The following is a 13,956-nucleotide window of genomic DNA, read 5'->3' as shown; positions in this document are numbered from 1 at the left end:
CGGGACAGGGGGCTCATCTGCCTCCAAGTCGCGGATGGAAACTTTTGAGGCATGAGGAGTCCACGTTGTCTGAAGAAGAACGCACCCTGTCTGAGTTTCTGGACAGTGTGACGCTCGAATCCCCTCAGGAGATCGACCTGCGAGAATTGCTTGCGCTCAACGGAAACACGAAGCGCGGCAAGTACGTCGTCGCGTCCTTGAACCAGGCGCTGCGCGAGAGAGGCCTCGTGGTGGAGCCCGATCTGGCGCTCGCCGACTACTGGGGCCCCGTCGTCATCAGCGATCGGCGTGCAGACAATCGACCACGGCACCAGGCGGGTCTGCCGATCTCCAATCTCGCCGAAGACGCACCTGAGCTCATCACCGCACGGCAAGAGGACTCGCTGGAGCATGTGGAGACGCTCATGCTGATGCATGACTTCTCTCAGATCCCGATCACCGACCAGAGCCGCAGAAAACTTCACGGGACCGTGACGTGGAAGTCGATCGCCCGCTCACGGGCGAACGGCCAATCCAACGCGACGGCTCGGGATGTGATGACCTCGGGCGGGCACGTCGCCGACTCGGCGGACAATCTGATGGACCTCATCCCGATGATCATCGCCGACGACTACGTCTACTACCGGAATCGTGAACGGGTCATCGTCGGCATCGTCACAGCGAGCGACCTCGCGGGCACTTTCCGGAATTCGACGGGTGTGTACGTGCGGATCGGGGAGATCGAAAGCCTGCTGCGCACCATCCTCGACCGGCTCCCGGTGCCAGACCTCGAATCCTGCGTCGACCCGAACATCGAGCGAGCCGATTTCGGCGGCGCGAGCGACCTCACGTTCGGGGAGTACATCCGTGTCCTCGAGCACCCCGACCGCTGGGGGGCGCTCGGTCTCGGTCTGGATCGCAAGACCTGTGTGGGGAACCTGAAGAAAGTGGCCCTGCTTCGCAACGACATCATGCACTTCCGGAACACCCCTGATGACAACCGTGAGTCGACCGTCACGGAGTGCTTGAACTGGCTGAAGGCAGCCATCTGAGCCGCCAGATGAACTCGACGATCGCATCAGCTCCCGCCCGCAGAGAGGCGGACCCACATAGCGGTCGTCAGGATCGAGATCACGCAGAACAATCGACGGACTAGCCCCGCCTGATCCCCCGCACCATCAACTCCACCGTCTCCGCCATTTGCTTCTCCCCCAGGGGCCGCCCCAGCAGCGCGGCGTAGCTCGCGATCGCGACGAACTGGTCGGCGATCACGTCGGCGTCAGCGTCCGTGCGAACCTCACCGGCATCCGTCGCCAGCTGCAGACGGCGCAGGACCCAGTTGCGAATAGGTGCCGCCAGGCGCTCGTTGAGGCGCTGGCCGAGTTCGGCATCCGTCGCGGTCACCGCGATCAGGGCACGCGCGACCGCAGCACCCTCCGGACGCGCCAGCGCCACGGATACCGCTGTGAACCAGGCGCGCAGGTCCGCCGCGAGATCGTCCGTGAAAGGCACCTCGACGTCGCCGCCGGGCAACTCCCCCTCCAACAGCGCCTCACCCAGGATCGCGGCCTTCGACGGCCACCACCGATAGATCGTCTGCTTCGAGACCCCGGCCTCTGCTGCGAGCCCTTCGATCGTGACGGCCGCGTACCCGTCCGCGGCGAGCGCGCGCAGCATCGACGCCAGCACCGCCTGGCGAGCTTTTTCACTGCGGGGACGAGGCACGGGATCAGCGTATCGGGCGTAGAGTGAAATAACTGGACGTAGCGTTGCGTTATCGCTTCGACAGGCTCAGCGACCCGATCAACAGAGGAGACACCATGGCACTGACCGCGCACTCCACCATCGGCGAGTGGATGAATGACGCCAGCGGCGGCCTGCTCATCCGGGGCCTGTTCGAGAAGACCGGCGCCGATCCCGAGTTGCTCACCCCCGTGCTCGGCCTCCCCCTGCAGCAACTCGTCGCCATGAGTCAGGGCGCCCTGCCGCAGTCGGTCGTCGACGACCTCGTCCGCGCAGCGAACGGCGGCGAGATCCCCGAAGACACCGCCCCGACCGGCTGGGTCGAGAACATCACCCCGGGTCGCTTCACCGGCAAGACCGTGATCGTCACGGGCGCGGCGTCCGGGATCGGGCGCGCCACGGCATCCCGCATCGCCCGCGAGGGCGGACGCGTGATCGCCGCGGACATCTCCGCCGACAAGCTCGACGCCCTCAAGGACGAGATCCCCGGCATCGTCACCGTCGCCGGCGACCTCACCCAGCAGGACGCGATCGACGCCGTCATCGCCGCCGCAGGCGACCAGATCGACGGGCTCGCGAACGTCGCCGATATCAACGACGACTTCTCGCCCGCCGGAGAGACCACGGATGCCGTGTGGGACCGCGTCATCGCGATCAACCTCTCCGCGCCGTTCAAGCTCATGCGCGCGGTCATCCCCATCATGGAGAAGAACGGTCGCGGCGCGATCCTCAACGTCTCCAGCGAGGCCGGCCTGCGCGGCAACGCGTCCGGCAACGCCTACACGGCCAGCAAGCACGGCATCATCGGCGTCACCCGCTCGGCCGCCGTCATGTACGGACCGAAGGGCATCCGCGTGAACTCGGTCGCCCCGGGTGGCGTCGCCACCGGCATCCCGATGCCGCCGCACATGTCCGAGTACGGCTCCGCCCGCCTCGCCCCGTTCCAGCAGGCGATCCCGAGCGTCGCGACCGCCGAGCACCTGGCGGCGTCCATCACCTTCCTGCTCAGCGACGACGCCGTGAACATCAACGGCGCGATCCTGGCATCCGACGGCGGGTGGTCGGTGCAGTAAGCACCGGAACCCGCCGGTGCGGCCGAGCCCCCCCTCACTCGGCCGCACCATCTCAGCTCCTCGGCGACCCGGGCGTCCAGCATCCGGGTGCCGCTCGAAGCGACCGCCCGGCTCGAGGTCTGAGACCCGGCATCGGCGGACGGACCGTCACCCAGCCGCACTCGGCAGGCTGTCCTCCGAAGGACGCGTGATCACAGCCTGCGGCGCGTGACCGCGCAGGTAGACCAGGAATGTCCGCCGGAACCGAATCACGACCGTACCGCTCTGGTTGTATCCCTCGGTCGCGACGACCACGACCCCAGTTTCAGGCCGGGAGGCGGACTGCCTCTTCTCCAGCACCTTCGACCGCGACGAGATCGTGTCGCCGATGAACACCGGCGCAGGCATCCGCACCTCATCCCAGCCGAGGTTGGCGAACACGTTGAACGTCAGGTCGATCACGGACTGTCCCGTCACCAGCGCGAGGACGAACGTCGAGTTCACCAGCGGACGACCGTACTCGGTCGCCGACGCGGCGACGTCGTCGAAGTGGATCCTCGCGGTGTTCTGCGTGAGCAGCGTGAACCACTGGTTGTCGGCCTCGATGATCGTCTTGCCCAGCGGATGGTAGTAGACGTCGCCCGGCTCGAAGTCCTCGAAGAACCGGCCCGCCCACCCCTCGGGACTGACCCTCTCGCTCCCGGTCATCGTCGCACCTCCGTCGCCGTCGCCTGCCGGATCCGTTCCTCGTCATAGCCGAGCAGCTCGCCGAGCACGTACGCGGCGTCCTCTCCCCGCCGGGGCGCCCGCCGGTACTCGACGTCGCCGTCTCCGACGCGCACGGGACTGCGCACCTGCCGGATCGTGCCGAACCGCGGGTGCTCCGTCTCCACGACCATCCCGCGTGCGAGGGTGTGCGGGTCACCGAGCGCCTCGCGAACCGATTGGACCGGACCGCACGGAACGCCGACGGCCTTCATCTCCGCGAGCCATGACGCGACCTCGCGCGTCGCGAAGGCCGCTTCGAGGATCTCGAGCAGCGCCGCGGAGTTCTCCCTCCGCGCGGCGAACGTCGCGAACCGGGCGTCGTCCGCGAGATCGGGATGCCCGATCACGCCCGCGAGCCGGCGCCAGAACTTCTCCTTCGCGCACGCCACGACGAGCCAGCCGTCCGCCGCCTGGAACGCCTGGAACGGCACCAGCGAGGGATGGGCGGAGTTGTGCATCCGCTGCGGCTCGAAATCGCCGTTGAGCGCCCAGATCGCGGGATAGGTGAGCATCGAGACCGCGGTGTCGAACAGCGAGACGTCGCAATCCCCGCCCACGCCGTCGCGCCGTGCGGCGTGGACCGCCGCGAGCATGGAGATGGCCGCCACCAGACCGCCCGAGTAGTCGACCAGCGAGAGCCCCGACTTCGTCGGCGGGCCATCGGGCTCGCCGGTGATGTCCATCCATCCGGCCATGCCCTGCAGGACGTAGTCGTAGCCCGGCTCGGCCCGACGAGGCCCGGACATCCCGAACCCGGTGAGCGCGCAGCAGACGATCCGCGGGTTGAGGTGCTTGAGCTGGTCGTAGGTGATCCCGATCTTCTCGGGGACGTCGCCCCGCAGGTTCGAGTAGACGACGTCGCTCACCTCGACCAGCCGGCTGAAGGCCTCCCAGCCCTCGGGCGTGCCGAGGTCCAGGCTGATGCTGCGCTTGTTGCGGTTGAACGACTCGAAGAAGAGCGAGTCCTCGCCCTCCTGGTACGGCGGCACATAGCGTCCGACGTCGCCACCCGACGCGGGCTCCTCGATCTTGATGACCTCCGCGCCGAGATCGGCGAGGTGGAGGCTCCCGAACGGCCCCGCGCCGTACTGCTCGACGGCGAGGATCCGGAGATCCTCCAGCGGCCTCACGACACGGCCCCGTCCCGGCTCAAGGACGCGGCGTAGTCGGCCAGCTCGTCGAGGTTCTCGACGCAGTTGACCCGCCTGCCGTCTTCGATGTCGTGGATGAGCTCCCCGATCTTGGCGAAGATCGGGCCGTGGAGCTCGGACAGCATCTCGTCGATCTCCGTCTTCCGCTTGCGCACGGCGAGGTCTCGGTAGATGCCGCTGTACTTCTTGGCGCTGTTGCGGTTGAAGAGCGCGAGGCGGTCGAGCGACCCGTCGAGGTCGTCGGGCTCGAACCCGTCGAAGCTCTCCACCGGGACCGGCGCCTGGGCGAGCACCTCCTGGGCGAGGGCGACCATGAGCGGCCGATACCGCGGGGTGTCGAGCGTGTCCGCGATCTCCAGATCGGAGACGGCCCCCGCCCACAACATGGCGCCGTACGCCTCCTTGCCCCACAGATAGCCGAGCACGTTGTCGGTCGCCTGCGCGTACGGCAGCACCGACACCATCTCACGAACGCGATCTGTGATGGCCCCGCCCGCCAGCTCGCCGATGCGGAACGTCGCGACGTTGCCCTGGATGACCTTGCCGGGCTCCAGGTAGTCCGCCCCGATGTTGACGAAGGAGGACAACACGCGCGAGTCGCCCACGGCATCGATGAGGTGGTGCGCGGTCAGCCCGTTCTGCACGGACAGCACGAACCCGTCGGGAGCGAGACGGTCACGCAGCAGCTCGGCCGCCGCGGCCGTGTGCAGGGACTTCACCGCGACGACGGCCCGGTCGATCCGGTCCGGGAGGTCGGCCGGCGTGACCGCCGGCGCCCGCACCGTGAACTGCTCCACCGGTCCGGTGATCTCCAGCCCGCGCTCGTTGATCGCGTCGACGTGGTCGGCCGCGACGTCGCAGAACAGGATGTCGTGCCCGGCACGCACGGCATGGGCGCCGAGGGTGCCGCCGATGGCGCCGGCTCCGATGACGACGTACCTCACGCGACCACCTCTGCCGTCACCGGCACGGCACGGTGCATGAAGTCGCGGATGGTCTGCTGGAACAGCTCCCGCTCCTCGATCTGCGGGGAGTGCCCCGACTCCTCGAAGATGACGAGCTCGGAGTTCGGCACGAGCTCGGCGATCGTTTCCGAGCACGACACAGGCACGACCCAGTCGTAGCGTCCCACCGTGACGAGCATCGGCACGGTGACCGAGGGCAGCTGATCCTTGACGTCGTAGGAGTTCCAGTTGTGCTGGAAGCACCAGTTGTGCGCCTCGTGACGATAGAAGCCCGCCTCGACCCGCGCGGCCGACCTGGCCGGGTCGTAGTTGTGATCGTAGAGGCCGATCATGTCGGCCCAGCACTGCTTCAGGTCGGCGTCGTCGCGGATCTGACCTGACCAATAGCGATTGAAGTCGTCCCACTTGACCTCGATGCGGTCCTGGTTGCGGGCGTTCTCGAAGGCGAGCGAGAGCTTCGTGCCGTCTGGAGCAGTGTCGCGGAGGATGACGGCGTTGACGTGCTCCGGATAGCGGACCGCGTACTCCAGCGCGATGAATCCGCCGTAGGAGCCCCCTGCGACCGTGATCTTCTCGGCGCCGGCCCATTCCCGGAGCGCGTCGACGTCTGCCGCCCACTGGGCGTGCGAATACGGCTCCACGGCCTCGCTGCGCCCGCAACCGCGGGCGTCGAAGACGATGACCCGGTACTCGTCGGCCAGGGTGCCGAAGGTGGACTTCGGCTCCTCCAATGACCCGATGCCGCCACCTCCGTGATGGGCGATGATGAGGGGTGCATCACGCGGCCCCAGGTCCTCTATATTGAGGCGGCATCCGTTGATCGTCAGTTCCATGAGTCTCCCTTTCGTTTCTGCGAGTCGTGCATCACGTGACGGGCCGTCGCCGTGATGATCTGCGGTTGTCGGACGTGTAACCGGTGGGCACGCGGGTGAGCAGCACGTCCTGCTCCCACAGCGCCATCCGTTCGATCGCGGTCGCTCCGAGCGCGTGGAAGACGCCTTCGACGAGGCTCTCGAGCAGCACCAGCACGCCGCTGTGCGAGTCGAAGGGGATCCCGTCGACGAACACCGGAAGGACGACGTCCGCCAGCTCCGCCGACGGCGACAACTCGTGGTCCGTGAAGACGATCAGTCGTGCCTTGCGGCGCTTGACCCGTTCGGCGACCTTGTAGGCGGACTCTTCGTAGCGCCGGAAGTCGAAGATGATGACGACGTCTTCCGCCTCGAGGTCCAGGTACTTGGCGAGGTCCCGGGCGAGGGGGTCCGGGGTATGCACCACTCCGCTCAACAGCTCTCCGAGCTGCGCGGCGAGCAGTGCCGCGAGATGCGTGGTGAACACACCGCCGGCGAGATGAATCCGTCGTGGACGCCGAGCCAGCAGACGCACCGCCGCTTCGAACTCCGCGGCGGGAACGGTGCGGAACAGCTCCCGTGCTATCGTCAGGCGGCGCTCGATCAGCTCCTCGTACCCGCTCGCCGTCTCATCCGTGCGGCTGCGCGTCGCGCGCTGGACCGGACTCATGGCCCGCTGCGTGGACTCCTCCCGGAGCCGCAGCTGCAACTCGCGGTAGCTCCCGAGGCCGAGTCGGGTCACGAAGCGCAGCACGGTCGGCATCGAGGTGCCGGCGGCTTCAGCCCATGCCGTCGCGGTCCCAAGGCCGAGAGCCGGGTAGCTCGCGAGCAGCGCGCGTGCCACTCGCTTCTCCGCCGGAGAGAGCTCCCCGACCCGACTCGACACGATGTCGCGGATGTCGTCCATCAGATCAGGACCACACGGTGACATCGGCGCCGCGACCGGTGGCGGCGAACATCGCGGGCGAGTTGTGGGCGACGACGACGCGCCCATCCGCGCCGACGGCAATGATCCCACCGGTCACGCCCCTGCCGCCTACCTCCTCGTGCAGAACATCACGAACGGCATCCGCGAGGTCGGCGCCGGCGTGGCGAACCCGTGCCGCGATCTCATGGGCCACCACGCCCTGGATGAACGCCTCACCGCTTCCGGTGCAGGAAACGGCGACGACACCGTCTCGCGCATAGGTCCCCGCACCCACCAGCGGAGTGTCCCCGATCCTGCCCGGAACCTGATTGACCATGCCGCCGGTCGACGTCGCGGCGGCCAGCCGGCCGTTCCTGTCCATCGCCACTGCGCCGACCGTGCCGTGCGTCTGAGCGGGAATCCGTCCGGCCTGCACGTTGTCGAGCTGCGCGATCCGGCCGGGAGTGAGGAAGTAATCCGTGTCGGCCGTTTCCAGACCCCACGAGCGCACGGCCTCCTCGGTCACGCCCGTGCGCAGCACGGCCGCATGGTCCTCCATGATGCGTCGGGCGACCGCGACCGGGTTGCGCGCAGAGCCGAGCGCTGCGACCGCACCCGCCCGCCCGCCGAACATGACGGCGGCGTCGGTCTCGATCGACCCGTCGCGCCGCAGCGCCGACCCGCGACCCGCGTTGAAGAGCGGATTGTCCTCCAGCGCGGCGACAGCGGCGCAGACGGCGTCCAGGGCGCTGCCCCCGTCCTCCAGCACGCGTGCGCCGACGCGGTGCGCGTCGGCCAGGCCCTGCTCGTACTCGCCGTCGCCCTGGACGCCGAGCTCCTCGACCCGGCCTCCGGCTCCACCGTGAATGGCCAACGACCACGCATGCCCGCCGGGTGACTCGAAAACGTTCATAAGGAAGACCTTTCGGCAGGCGGCTGGAAAGCTTCGGGCATCGGCGGCAGTGCATCGATCCGCAGGCAGGCACTGAGGTGCATGCTCTCCGTGTCGCCCGCACTCACAGGAATGAGTGCGGGATCGACGGAGCGGCATTCGTCGGTGGCCAACGGGCACCGCGGGTGGAATCGGCACCCCTGCGGAACCGAGTAGGGGCTCGGAGGTTCGCCCTTCACCTGGAACTCGCTGTTGAAGCTGCCCGCCTTCATCCGCGGGATCGACGCGATGAGCGCGCGCGTATACGGGTGAGAGGGGTTCGCGAACAGCTCGGCCGCCGTGCCGATCTCGACGATCCGGCCCAGATACATGACTGCGACGCGCTGACTGAGGTGCTGCACGACCGCGAGGTTGTGGGCGATGAACAGCACGGACAGGCCCAGCTGGTCGCGCAGGTCGGCGATCAGCTCGAGGATCGTCGCCTGAACAGACACGTCGAGCGCCGATACCGGCTCGTCCGCGATCAGGACATCGGGGCGGACGGCGAGCGCTCGCGCGATCGCGACGCGTTGTCGTTGTCCGCCCGAGAACTGACTCGGGTAGGCCTCCAGCGCGTCGTCGTCGAGCCCCACGAGCTTGAGCAGACGACTGGCCTCTGCCTTCACCTGGTCACGCGGGACGATCCGGTGGTACCGGATGAGCTCGGTCAGCACGCTGCCGATCGTCAATCGTGGATTGAGTGAGGAGTACGGATCCTGGAAGACCATCTGGATACGGCGCGCCTCGACGGAATCCCGATGGGGGGAGAGGGCCTTGCCCTCGAAGACGACCTCGCCCGAGGACGCGGTCTCACTGCCCACCAGAAGTTTCGCGAGGGTCGATTTCCCCGACCCGGACTCGCCGACCACCGCGAGGACCTCGCCCGGGAACACCTCGATGGACACGCCGTCCAGTGCTGTCAGCGCCCGCCCTTCGCGCTTCGCCAGCCGATCGGCGACCGACCGTCCGACCTGGTATTTCTTGGTGAGGTCGACTCCGCGCAACACGGGCTGCTGCACGTCTGGTGTCTGAGAACTCATGCGTTCACCTTCTGGAAGAGCTCGTCGGCGCGGAAGCACGCGGTCTGGCGTCCGTCGATCGTCGCATGCAGGGTCGGCTCCCCCGCAAAGCACGATTCCACGGCGTCACGGCAGCGCGGGGCAAAGGCGCAGCCGGGCTGGCGATCCGCGAGATTCGGGGCAGACCCGGGGATCGCGGCGAGAAGCCGCTCGGGACGATCGAAGTCCGGCGCGGATTCCAGCAGGCCTCGCGTGTACGGATGGCGCGGATCGTGCAGCACCTGCTCGGTCGTTCCCGTCTCGATAACGTGACCGGCGTACATCACCGCCAGACGTCGACACGTCTGGTTGATGACCGCCAGATCGTGTGTGACGAAGAGAAGTGCCGCACCGACCTCATCGCACATCTCCTCCAGAAGACGCAGCACCTGATGCTGGACGGTGACATCGAGCGCGGTGGTCGGTTCATCGCAGAGCAGCAGGCGGGGCTTGAGCGAGATCGCCATGGCGATCATGACGCGCTGACGCAGGCCGCCGGACAGCTCATGGGGGAAAGCGGTCGCTCTCGTCTTCGGATCGGGGATCCCGACGTAGCTCATGAGCTCGACCGCTCGGGCCAGTGCCGCTCTGCGGGACATGCCCTTGTAGCGGATGGATGCCTCCGCGATCTGCTCTCCCACCCGCATGAGCGGGTTGAGTGCGGTCATCGGCTCCTGGAAGACCATGGCGATCTCGGGACCCATGAGTCGCAGACGCTGAGACGGTCTCAGATCGAGCAGGTTCTTCCCGTCGTATCGGATCGCACCGGAGAGGACCTCGACACCGCGCGGCAGCAGTCCCGCGATCGCTCGCAGCACCATCGACTTGCCCGCGCCCGATTCGCCGACGAGTCCGACGCGCTCGCCGACGCCGACAGTCAGATTGACGTCCTCGGCGATGCGCACCTGCCGACCGCCGCGCTTGATGCCGATGGAAAGGTCCTCGATCTCGAGGAGGTTCTCGCCAGCCATCACTTCCTCCTATCAGGGTTGAGCAGATCGGACAGCCCATCTCCGAGCCACGACAGGCCGAGGCTGGCGACCACCACGGCGAGTCCGGGTATGGTCGCCATGAGCCAGTTCGTCGTGATGAAGGTCTGACCCTCCACGATCATGGATCCCCATTCGGGAGTCGGCGGCGTGATCCCGAGCCCGAGATATCCCAGCGTGACGACGGCGAGGATGTTCATCACGACGTCGCTCATGGCGTAGACGATGACCTGACTCATGACGTTCGGACCGATGTGGCGAACGAGGATGCGCCACTTGGGCAGGCCGCCCAGGCGTGCAGCGCGCACGTAGTCGAGCTGCTTCGCGACGATCACCTCGCCGCGCACGATCGTCGCATAGGCGGTCCAGGACACCATCGCGATTGCCAGATAGATGCTCGCCTCTCCTGAGCCGAGGGCGAAGACGAGCGCGATCACGATGACGTAGAAGGGGAGCGCGTAGAAGATGTCCACGATGCGCATGATGACGATGTCGAACCAGCCGCCGAAATAGCCGGCTATCGCGCCCACGATCGTCCCGAACACGAAGGGGATGAGAACGGCGAGGAAGCCGATGCGCAGATTGACCTGCGCGCCCCAGATGAGGCGGGAGGCGATGTCGCGCCCCAGCGAATCCGTTCCGAACCAGTGCTCGGGACTCGGGCCCTGGCGCGCGTTGAGCAGGTCCTGCGCCAGCGGATCATGCGGCGCGATGAACGGCGCGAACACCGCGATCAGCACGAGCAGTCCGGTGACGATCAGGCCGGCGACCAGCGGTGGGTTCTGGTACCAGGGGCGCAGCTGCCGCGTGCGCGGACGCGCCTTGGAGGGGGCCTTGCCCCGCACGATGACCGATACGACGCTCATGCCTTTGCCCTTCCGGCTGCGACTCGTGGGTCGAGAAGGCTGTACACGACATCCGTGACGATGCCGACGACGATGACGAGAAGTCCCACCGTGAGCGTGACCGCCTGCATGAGGGGGAAGTCGCGGTTGAGGATCGCCTGGACCATCAGCTGCCCGATTCCTGGAAGATTGAACACCCGCTCGACGACGATCGAGCCGCCGACGATGTAGCTGAGGTGCACGCCGACGACCGACACCGTGGGAAGAATGGCGTTGCGGACGATGTGGTCGCGGAAGAGGGGGAAACCGGCGGAACCCTTGGACCGCGCCGTGGCGACGTAGTCGGCCTCGAGCACCGTGATCATGGACTGCCGCAGGCTCCTGATCAGCGTCGGCGTCAGGGCGATGGCGAGAGTGAGAGCCGGCAGGAAGAGATTGCGGATGTTCTCGAGCCCTGAGCCGTACCGGCCGATGGGGAAGAGCGGGAACTGCAGCGACAGCAGCAGCATGAGCATGATGCCCACCCACATCTGCGGCATGCCCTGCGCGACCAGCGTGTAGCCCCGGACGACCAGATCCCGCACGCCATTGGGGCGCGAAGCCGCGAGAGCAGCCAGCGGGATCGAGATGATCAGAGCGAGGAGGACAGCGTAGAGGACCAGGGACAGCGTCACCGGGAGTGCATTCGGAAGCACATCGATCACCGGCACGTGGTACATGAGGCTGTCGCCGAGATCTCCGCGAAGAAGCCGCCCGATGTACAGGAAGTACTGCTCGATCGCCGGGCGGTCGAGTCCGAGCTTCTCGCGGAGGGCGTCGAGCGCATCGGGGCCGGCGCGCTCGCCGAGCATCGCGACCGCCGCGTCGCCGGGAATCAGCTTGGAGAGCGAGAACACGATGATGGTGAGGCCGAAGACGATCGGGATCGCCTGCAGCAGGCGCCCTGGGATGAAGCCGAGACGCTGAAGCATATCTGCGGTTCCTCTCTCGTTGCGTGGGGGGAGCTCGGGTGCGGGTGCTGCCTGCAGCACCCGCACCCGAGTGTCAGACCATTTCTTTCAGGGATGTCACTTCGCGAGTGTGACGTTCTTCAGATCGACATACCCGAGGGGCGTGACGAAGAAGTCCTTCACCTTGTCGGAGTGAGCCCAGCCGTAGGGCACGTAGTACATGAGTGCCAGCGACGAGTCCTTCGCGACGTCGGCTTGGATCTGCTTGTACAGCTCCCCGCGCTTGGCCGTGTCGTTCTCCTGCTGCGCCTTCGCGTTGAGCGCTGTGATGTCGGGGTTGTCGTAGTTCGTGTACGCCGACTTGAGCCCGCCCTCAGGGTCGAGAGCCGCTGTCATCCACTGATCGGCGTCGGGAATGTCCATCGTCCACCCGCCGATGGCGATGTCGTAGTCCGTGGCGAATCGGCGCGCCTTCTGCGCCGTCGCCTCGAGCTGCTCGATCTCGAGGGTGATGCCGAGCTCCTTCAACTGACTCTGCAGGATCTGAGCGATGGCCGCCTCGGTGGCATCGCCCGACTTGATGAGCATCGTCGTGGTGAATCCTCCGGGAACGCTCGATGCCGCGAGCTCCTCCTTCGCCTTCGCCAGGTCGAACACGGGTCCCTTGTTGTCCGGGTTGTAGAACGGGACGCCCTTCGGGATGATCGAGTTCGCCGGTTCGCCGTTGCCGTAGAGCACCGCCGAGATGATCGCTTCACGGTCGAGGGCGTGAGCGATCGCGAGCCGCACGTGCGGGTCGTTGAGCGGCGCACGGTCGACGTTCATGCCCACGTAGCGGAGTTCGGTCGAGGGGAACGAAGCCGCGGTGATGCCCGCGGTGGAGGACAGCTCCTTCCAGCTGGACCAGTCCGTGATCTGCTCGGCGTGGATCTCGCCGCTCTTGAGCGCCAGCTTGCGGGTGTTCGCGTCGGGCATGACGCGCCACGTGATCGAGTCGAGCGACGGCATCCCCTTCTGCCAGTAGTTCGGGTTCTTCACGACCGTGGCGTGGTCTCCCTTGACCCACTCCTTGAACATGAAGGGACCCGTCCCGACCGGTGCCGCGTAGAACTCGTCCTTCGTCTTTCCCCCGTAGTTCTCCGGGAGGATCGCGTTCGAGAACATCGACAGGTCGGCGACGAACGGCGCCCACGGATGCTTCAGCTGGAACTTCACCGTGGTGTCATCGACCACGGTGACCGTGTCGATCGCCAGGTTCACGAATCCCCAGCCGCCCTCGCCCGCGCCGGCCGTGTCCGCGTCGATCGAGAACTTCACGTCCTTCGCCGTCATGGGGCTGCCGTCGCTGAACGTGACGTCATCGCGGAGCTTCACCGTGTAGGTGAGGCCATCCGCCGAGATCTCCGGCATGTCGGCTGCGAGCAGGGGCTTGAGCGTCTGGCCGTCCTTCGTCGTCTCGTAGAGCGACTCGCCGATCTGCTGGAAGATCGAGATCGAGTAGTTCTCGAAGTTCGTGTTCGTGTTGTCGAGGGTCGATCCCTCGCCGTCTCGGCCGATGACGAGGTCTCCCCCGCTGGCCGATGTCGGCTCATCCTTCGGCGTGCTCGCGGTTCCGCTGCAAGCGGTGAGTGCCGCCACCATAAACAAGCTGACCGCGCTTGCCACTAATGCCCTGCGCATGCTGTATCCCTTCGTAGGTCAATCCGGGTTGTACTGATCGATACATTTTTTACGAGATATGAAGCTTTGTACTGTTCGATACCATAT

14 protein-coding genes are annotated in these 13,956 nt (G+C 66.7%); 2 read left to right on the top strand and 12 right to left on the bottom strand.

Annotation, left to right across the window (positions count from 1 at the left end):
* The first annotated feature begins 65 nt into the window (after positions 1-65).
* Positions 66-1,031: a CBS domain-containing protein gene (locus BGN97_RS06360; protein WP_292699013.1), complete on the top strand. Its 966-nt coding sequence runs from the start codon at positions 66-68 to the stop codon at positions 1,029-1,031.
* 100 nt (positions 1,032-1,131) lie between these two features.
* Here the strand turns inward: BGN97_RS06360 and BGN97_RS06355 are convergent, their stop codons facing one another.
* A complete protein-coding gene (locus BGN97_RS06355) occupies positions 1,132-1,704 on the bottom strand; it encodes a TetR/AcrR family transcriptional regulator (protein ID WP_292699010.1) in 573 nt (190 codons plus the stop codon).
* A 95-nt stretch (positions 1,705-1,799) separates the two neighbouring features.
* On the opposite strand from BGN97_RS06355, the gene BGN97_RS06350 reads away from it, so the two are divergent.
* Entirely contained in the window at positions 1,800-2,795 is a 996-nt protein-coding gene (locus BGN97_RS06350) for an SDR family NAD(P)-dependent oxidoreductase (RefSeq protein ID WP_292699008.1), read from the top strand.
* Positions 2,796-2,942: 147 nt separating this feature from the next.
* On the opposite strand, the gene BGN97_RS06345 is transcribed toward BGN97_RS06350, so the two are convergent.
* The 11 genes from BGN97_RS06345 to BGN97_RS06295 form a co-directional block, all read right to left on the bottom strand.
* Positions 2,943-3,482, bottom strand: a complete 540-nt coding sequence (locus BGN97_RS06345) for a MaoC family dehydratase (protein ID WP_292699006.1) — start codon at positions 3,480-3,482, stop codon at positions 2,943-2,945.
* Entirely contained in the window at positions 3,479-4,672 is a 1,194-nt protein-coding gene (locus BGN97_RS06340) for a CoA transferase (RefSeq protein WP_292699004.1), read from the bottom strand. The genes BGN97_RS06345 and BGN97_RS06340 overlap by 4 nt, the downstream gene beginning before the upstream one ends.
* Positions 4,669-5,637 carry a 2-dehydropantoate 2-reductase N-terminal domain-containing protein gene (locus BGN97_RS06335; protein ID WP_292699002.1) on the bottom strand — a complete coding sequence of 323 codons (969 nt, stop codon included), beginning with the start codon at positions 5,635-5,637 and terminating at the stop codon, positions 4,669-4,671. Before BGN97_RS06335 ends, BGN97_RS06340 begins: the two co-directional genes overlap by 4 nt.
* Entirely contained in the window at positions 5,634-6,491 is an 858-nt protein-coding gene (locus BGN97_RS06330) for an alpha/beta hydrolase (protein WP_292699000.1), read from the bottom strand. Before BGN97_RS06330 ends, BGN97_RS06335 begins: the two co-directional genes overlap by 4 nt.
* Before the next feature lie 31 nt (positions 6,492-6,522).
* Positions 6,523-7,416 (bottom strand): MurR/RpiR family transcriptional regulator, encoded by an 894-nt coding sequence (locus BGN97_RS06325; RefSeq protein ID WP_292698998.1) that lies wholly within the window; start codon positions 7,414-7,416, stop codon positions 6,523-6,525.
* Between the two features lie 4 nt (positions 7,417-7,420).
* A complete protein-coding gene (locus BGN97_RS06320; RefSeq protein WP_292698996.1) occupies positions 7,421-8,329 on the bottom strand; it encodes an isoaspartyl peptidase/L-asparaginase in 909 nt (302 codons plus the stop codon).
* Complete coding sequence (locus BGN97_RS06315) at positions 8,326-9,387, bottom strand: ABC transporter ATP-binding protein (RefSeq protein WP_292698994.1); 1,062 nt, start codon at positions 9,385-9,387, stop codon at positions 8,326-8,328. The genes BGN97_RS06320 and BGN97_RS06315 overlap by 4 nt, the downstream gene beginning before the upstream one ends.
* Positions 9,384-10,376, bottom strand: a complete 993-nt coding sequence (locus BGN97_RS06310; protein WP_292698992.1) for an ABC transporter ATP-binding protein — start codon at positions 10,374-10,376, stop codon at positions 9,384-9,386. The genes BGN97_RS06315 and BGN97_RS06310 overlap by 4 nt, the downstream gene beginning before the upstream one ends.
* Positions 10,376-11,260 (bottom strand): ABC transporter permease, encoded by an 885-nt coding sequence (locus BGN97_RS06305; RefSeq protein WP_292698990.1) that lies wholly within the window; start codon positions 11,258-11,260, stop codon positions 10,376-10,378. Before BGN97_RS06305 ends, BGN97_RS06310 begins: the two co-directional genes overlap by 1 nt.
* On the bottom strand, positions 11,257-12,210 hold the full coding sequence (locus tag BGN97_RS06300) for an ABC transporter permease (RefSeq protein WP_292698988.1): 954 nt from the start codon (positions 12,208-12,210) through the stop codon (positions 11,257-11,259). The genes BGN97_RS06305 and BGN97_RS06300 overlap by 4 nt, the downstream gene beginning before the upstream one ends.
* 96 nt (positions 12,211-12,306) lie before the next feature.
* Positions 12,307-13,869, bottom strand: coding sequence for an ABC transporter substrate-binding protein (locus tag BGN97_RS06295; RefSeq protein WP_292698986.1), 1,563 nt, complete (start codon positions 13,867-13,869; stop codon positions 12,307-12,309).
* Positions 13,870-13,956: the final 87 nt, after the last annotated feature.

It is taken from the genome of Microbacterium sp. 69-10 (genome assembly GCF_001897945.1).
Taxonomy (GTDB): Bacteria; Actinomycetota; Actinomycetes; order Actinomycetales; family Microbacteriaceae; genus Microbacterium.
Note: the sequence above shows the minus strand (reverse complement) of the source record. Positions and strands in the feature narration are given on the sequence as shown.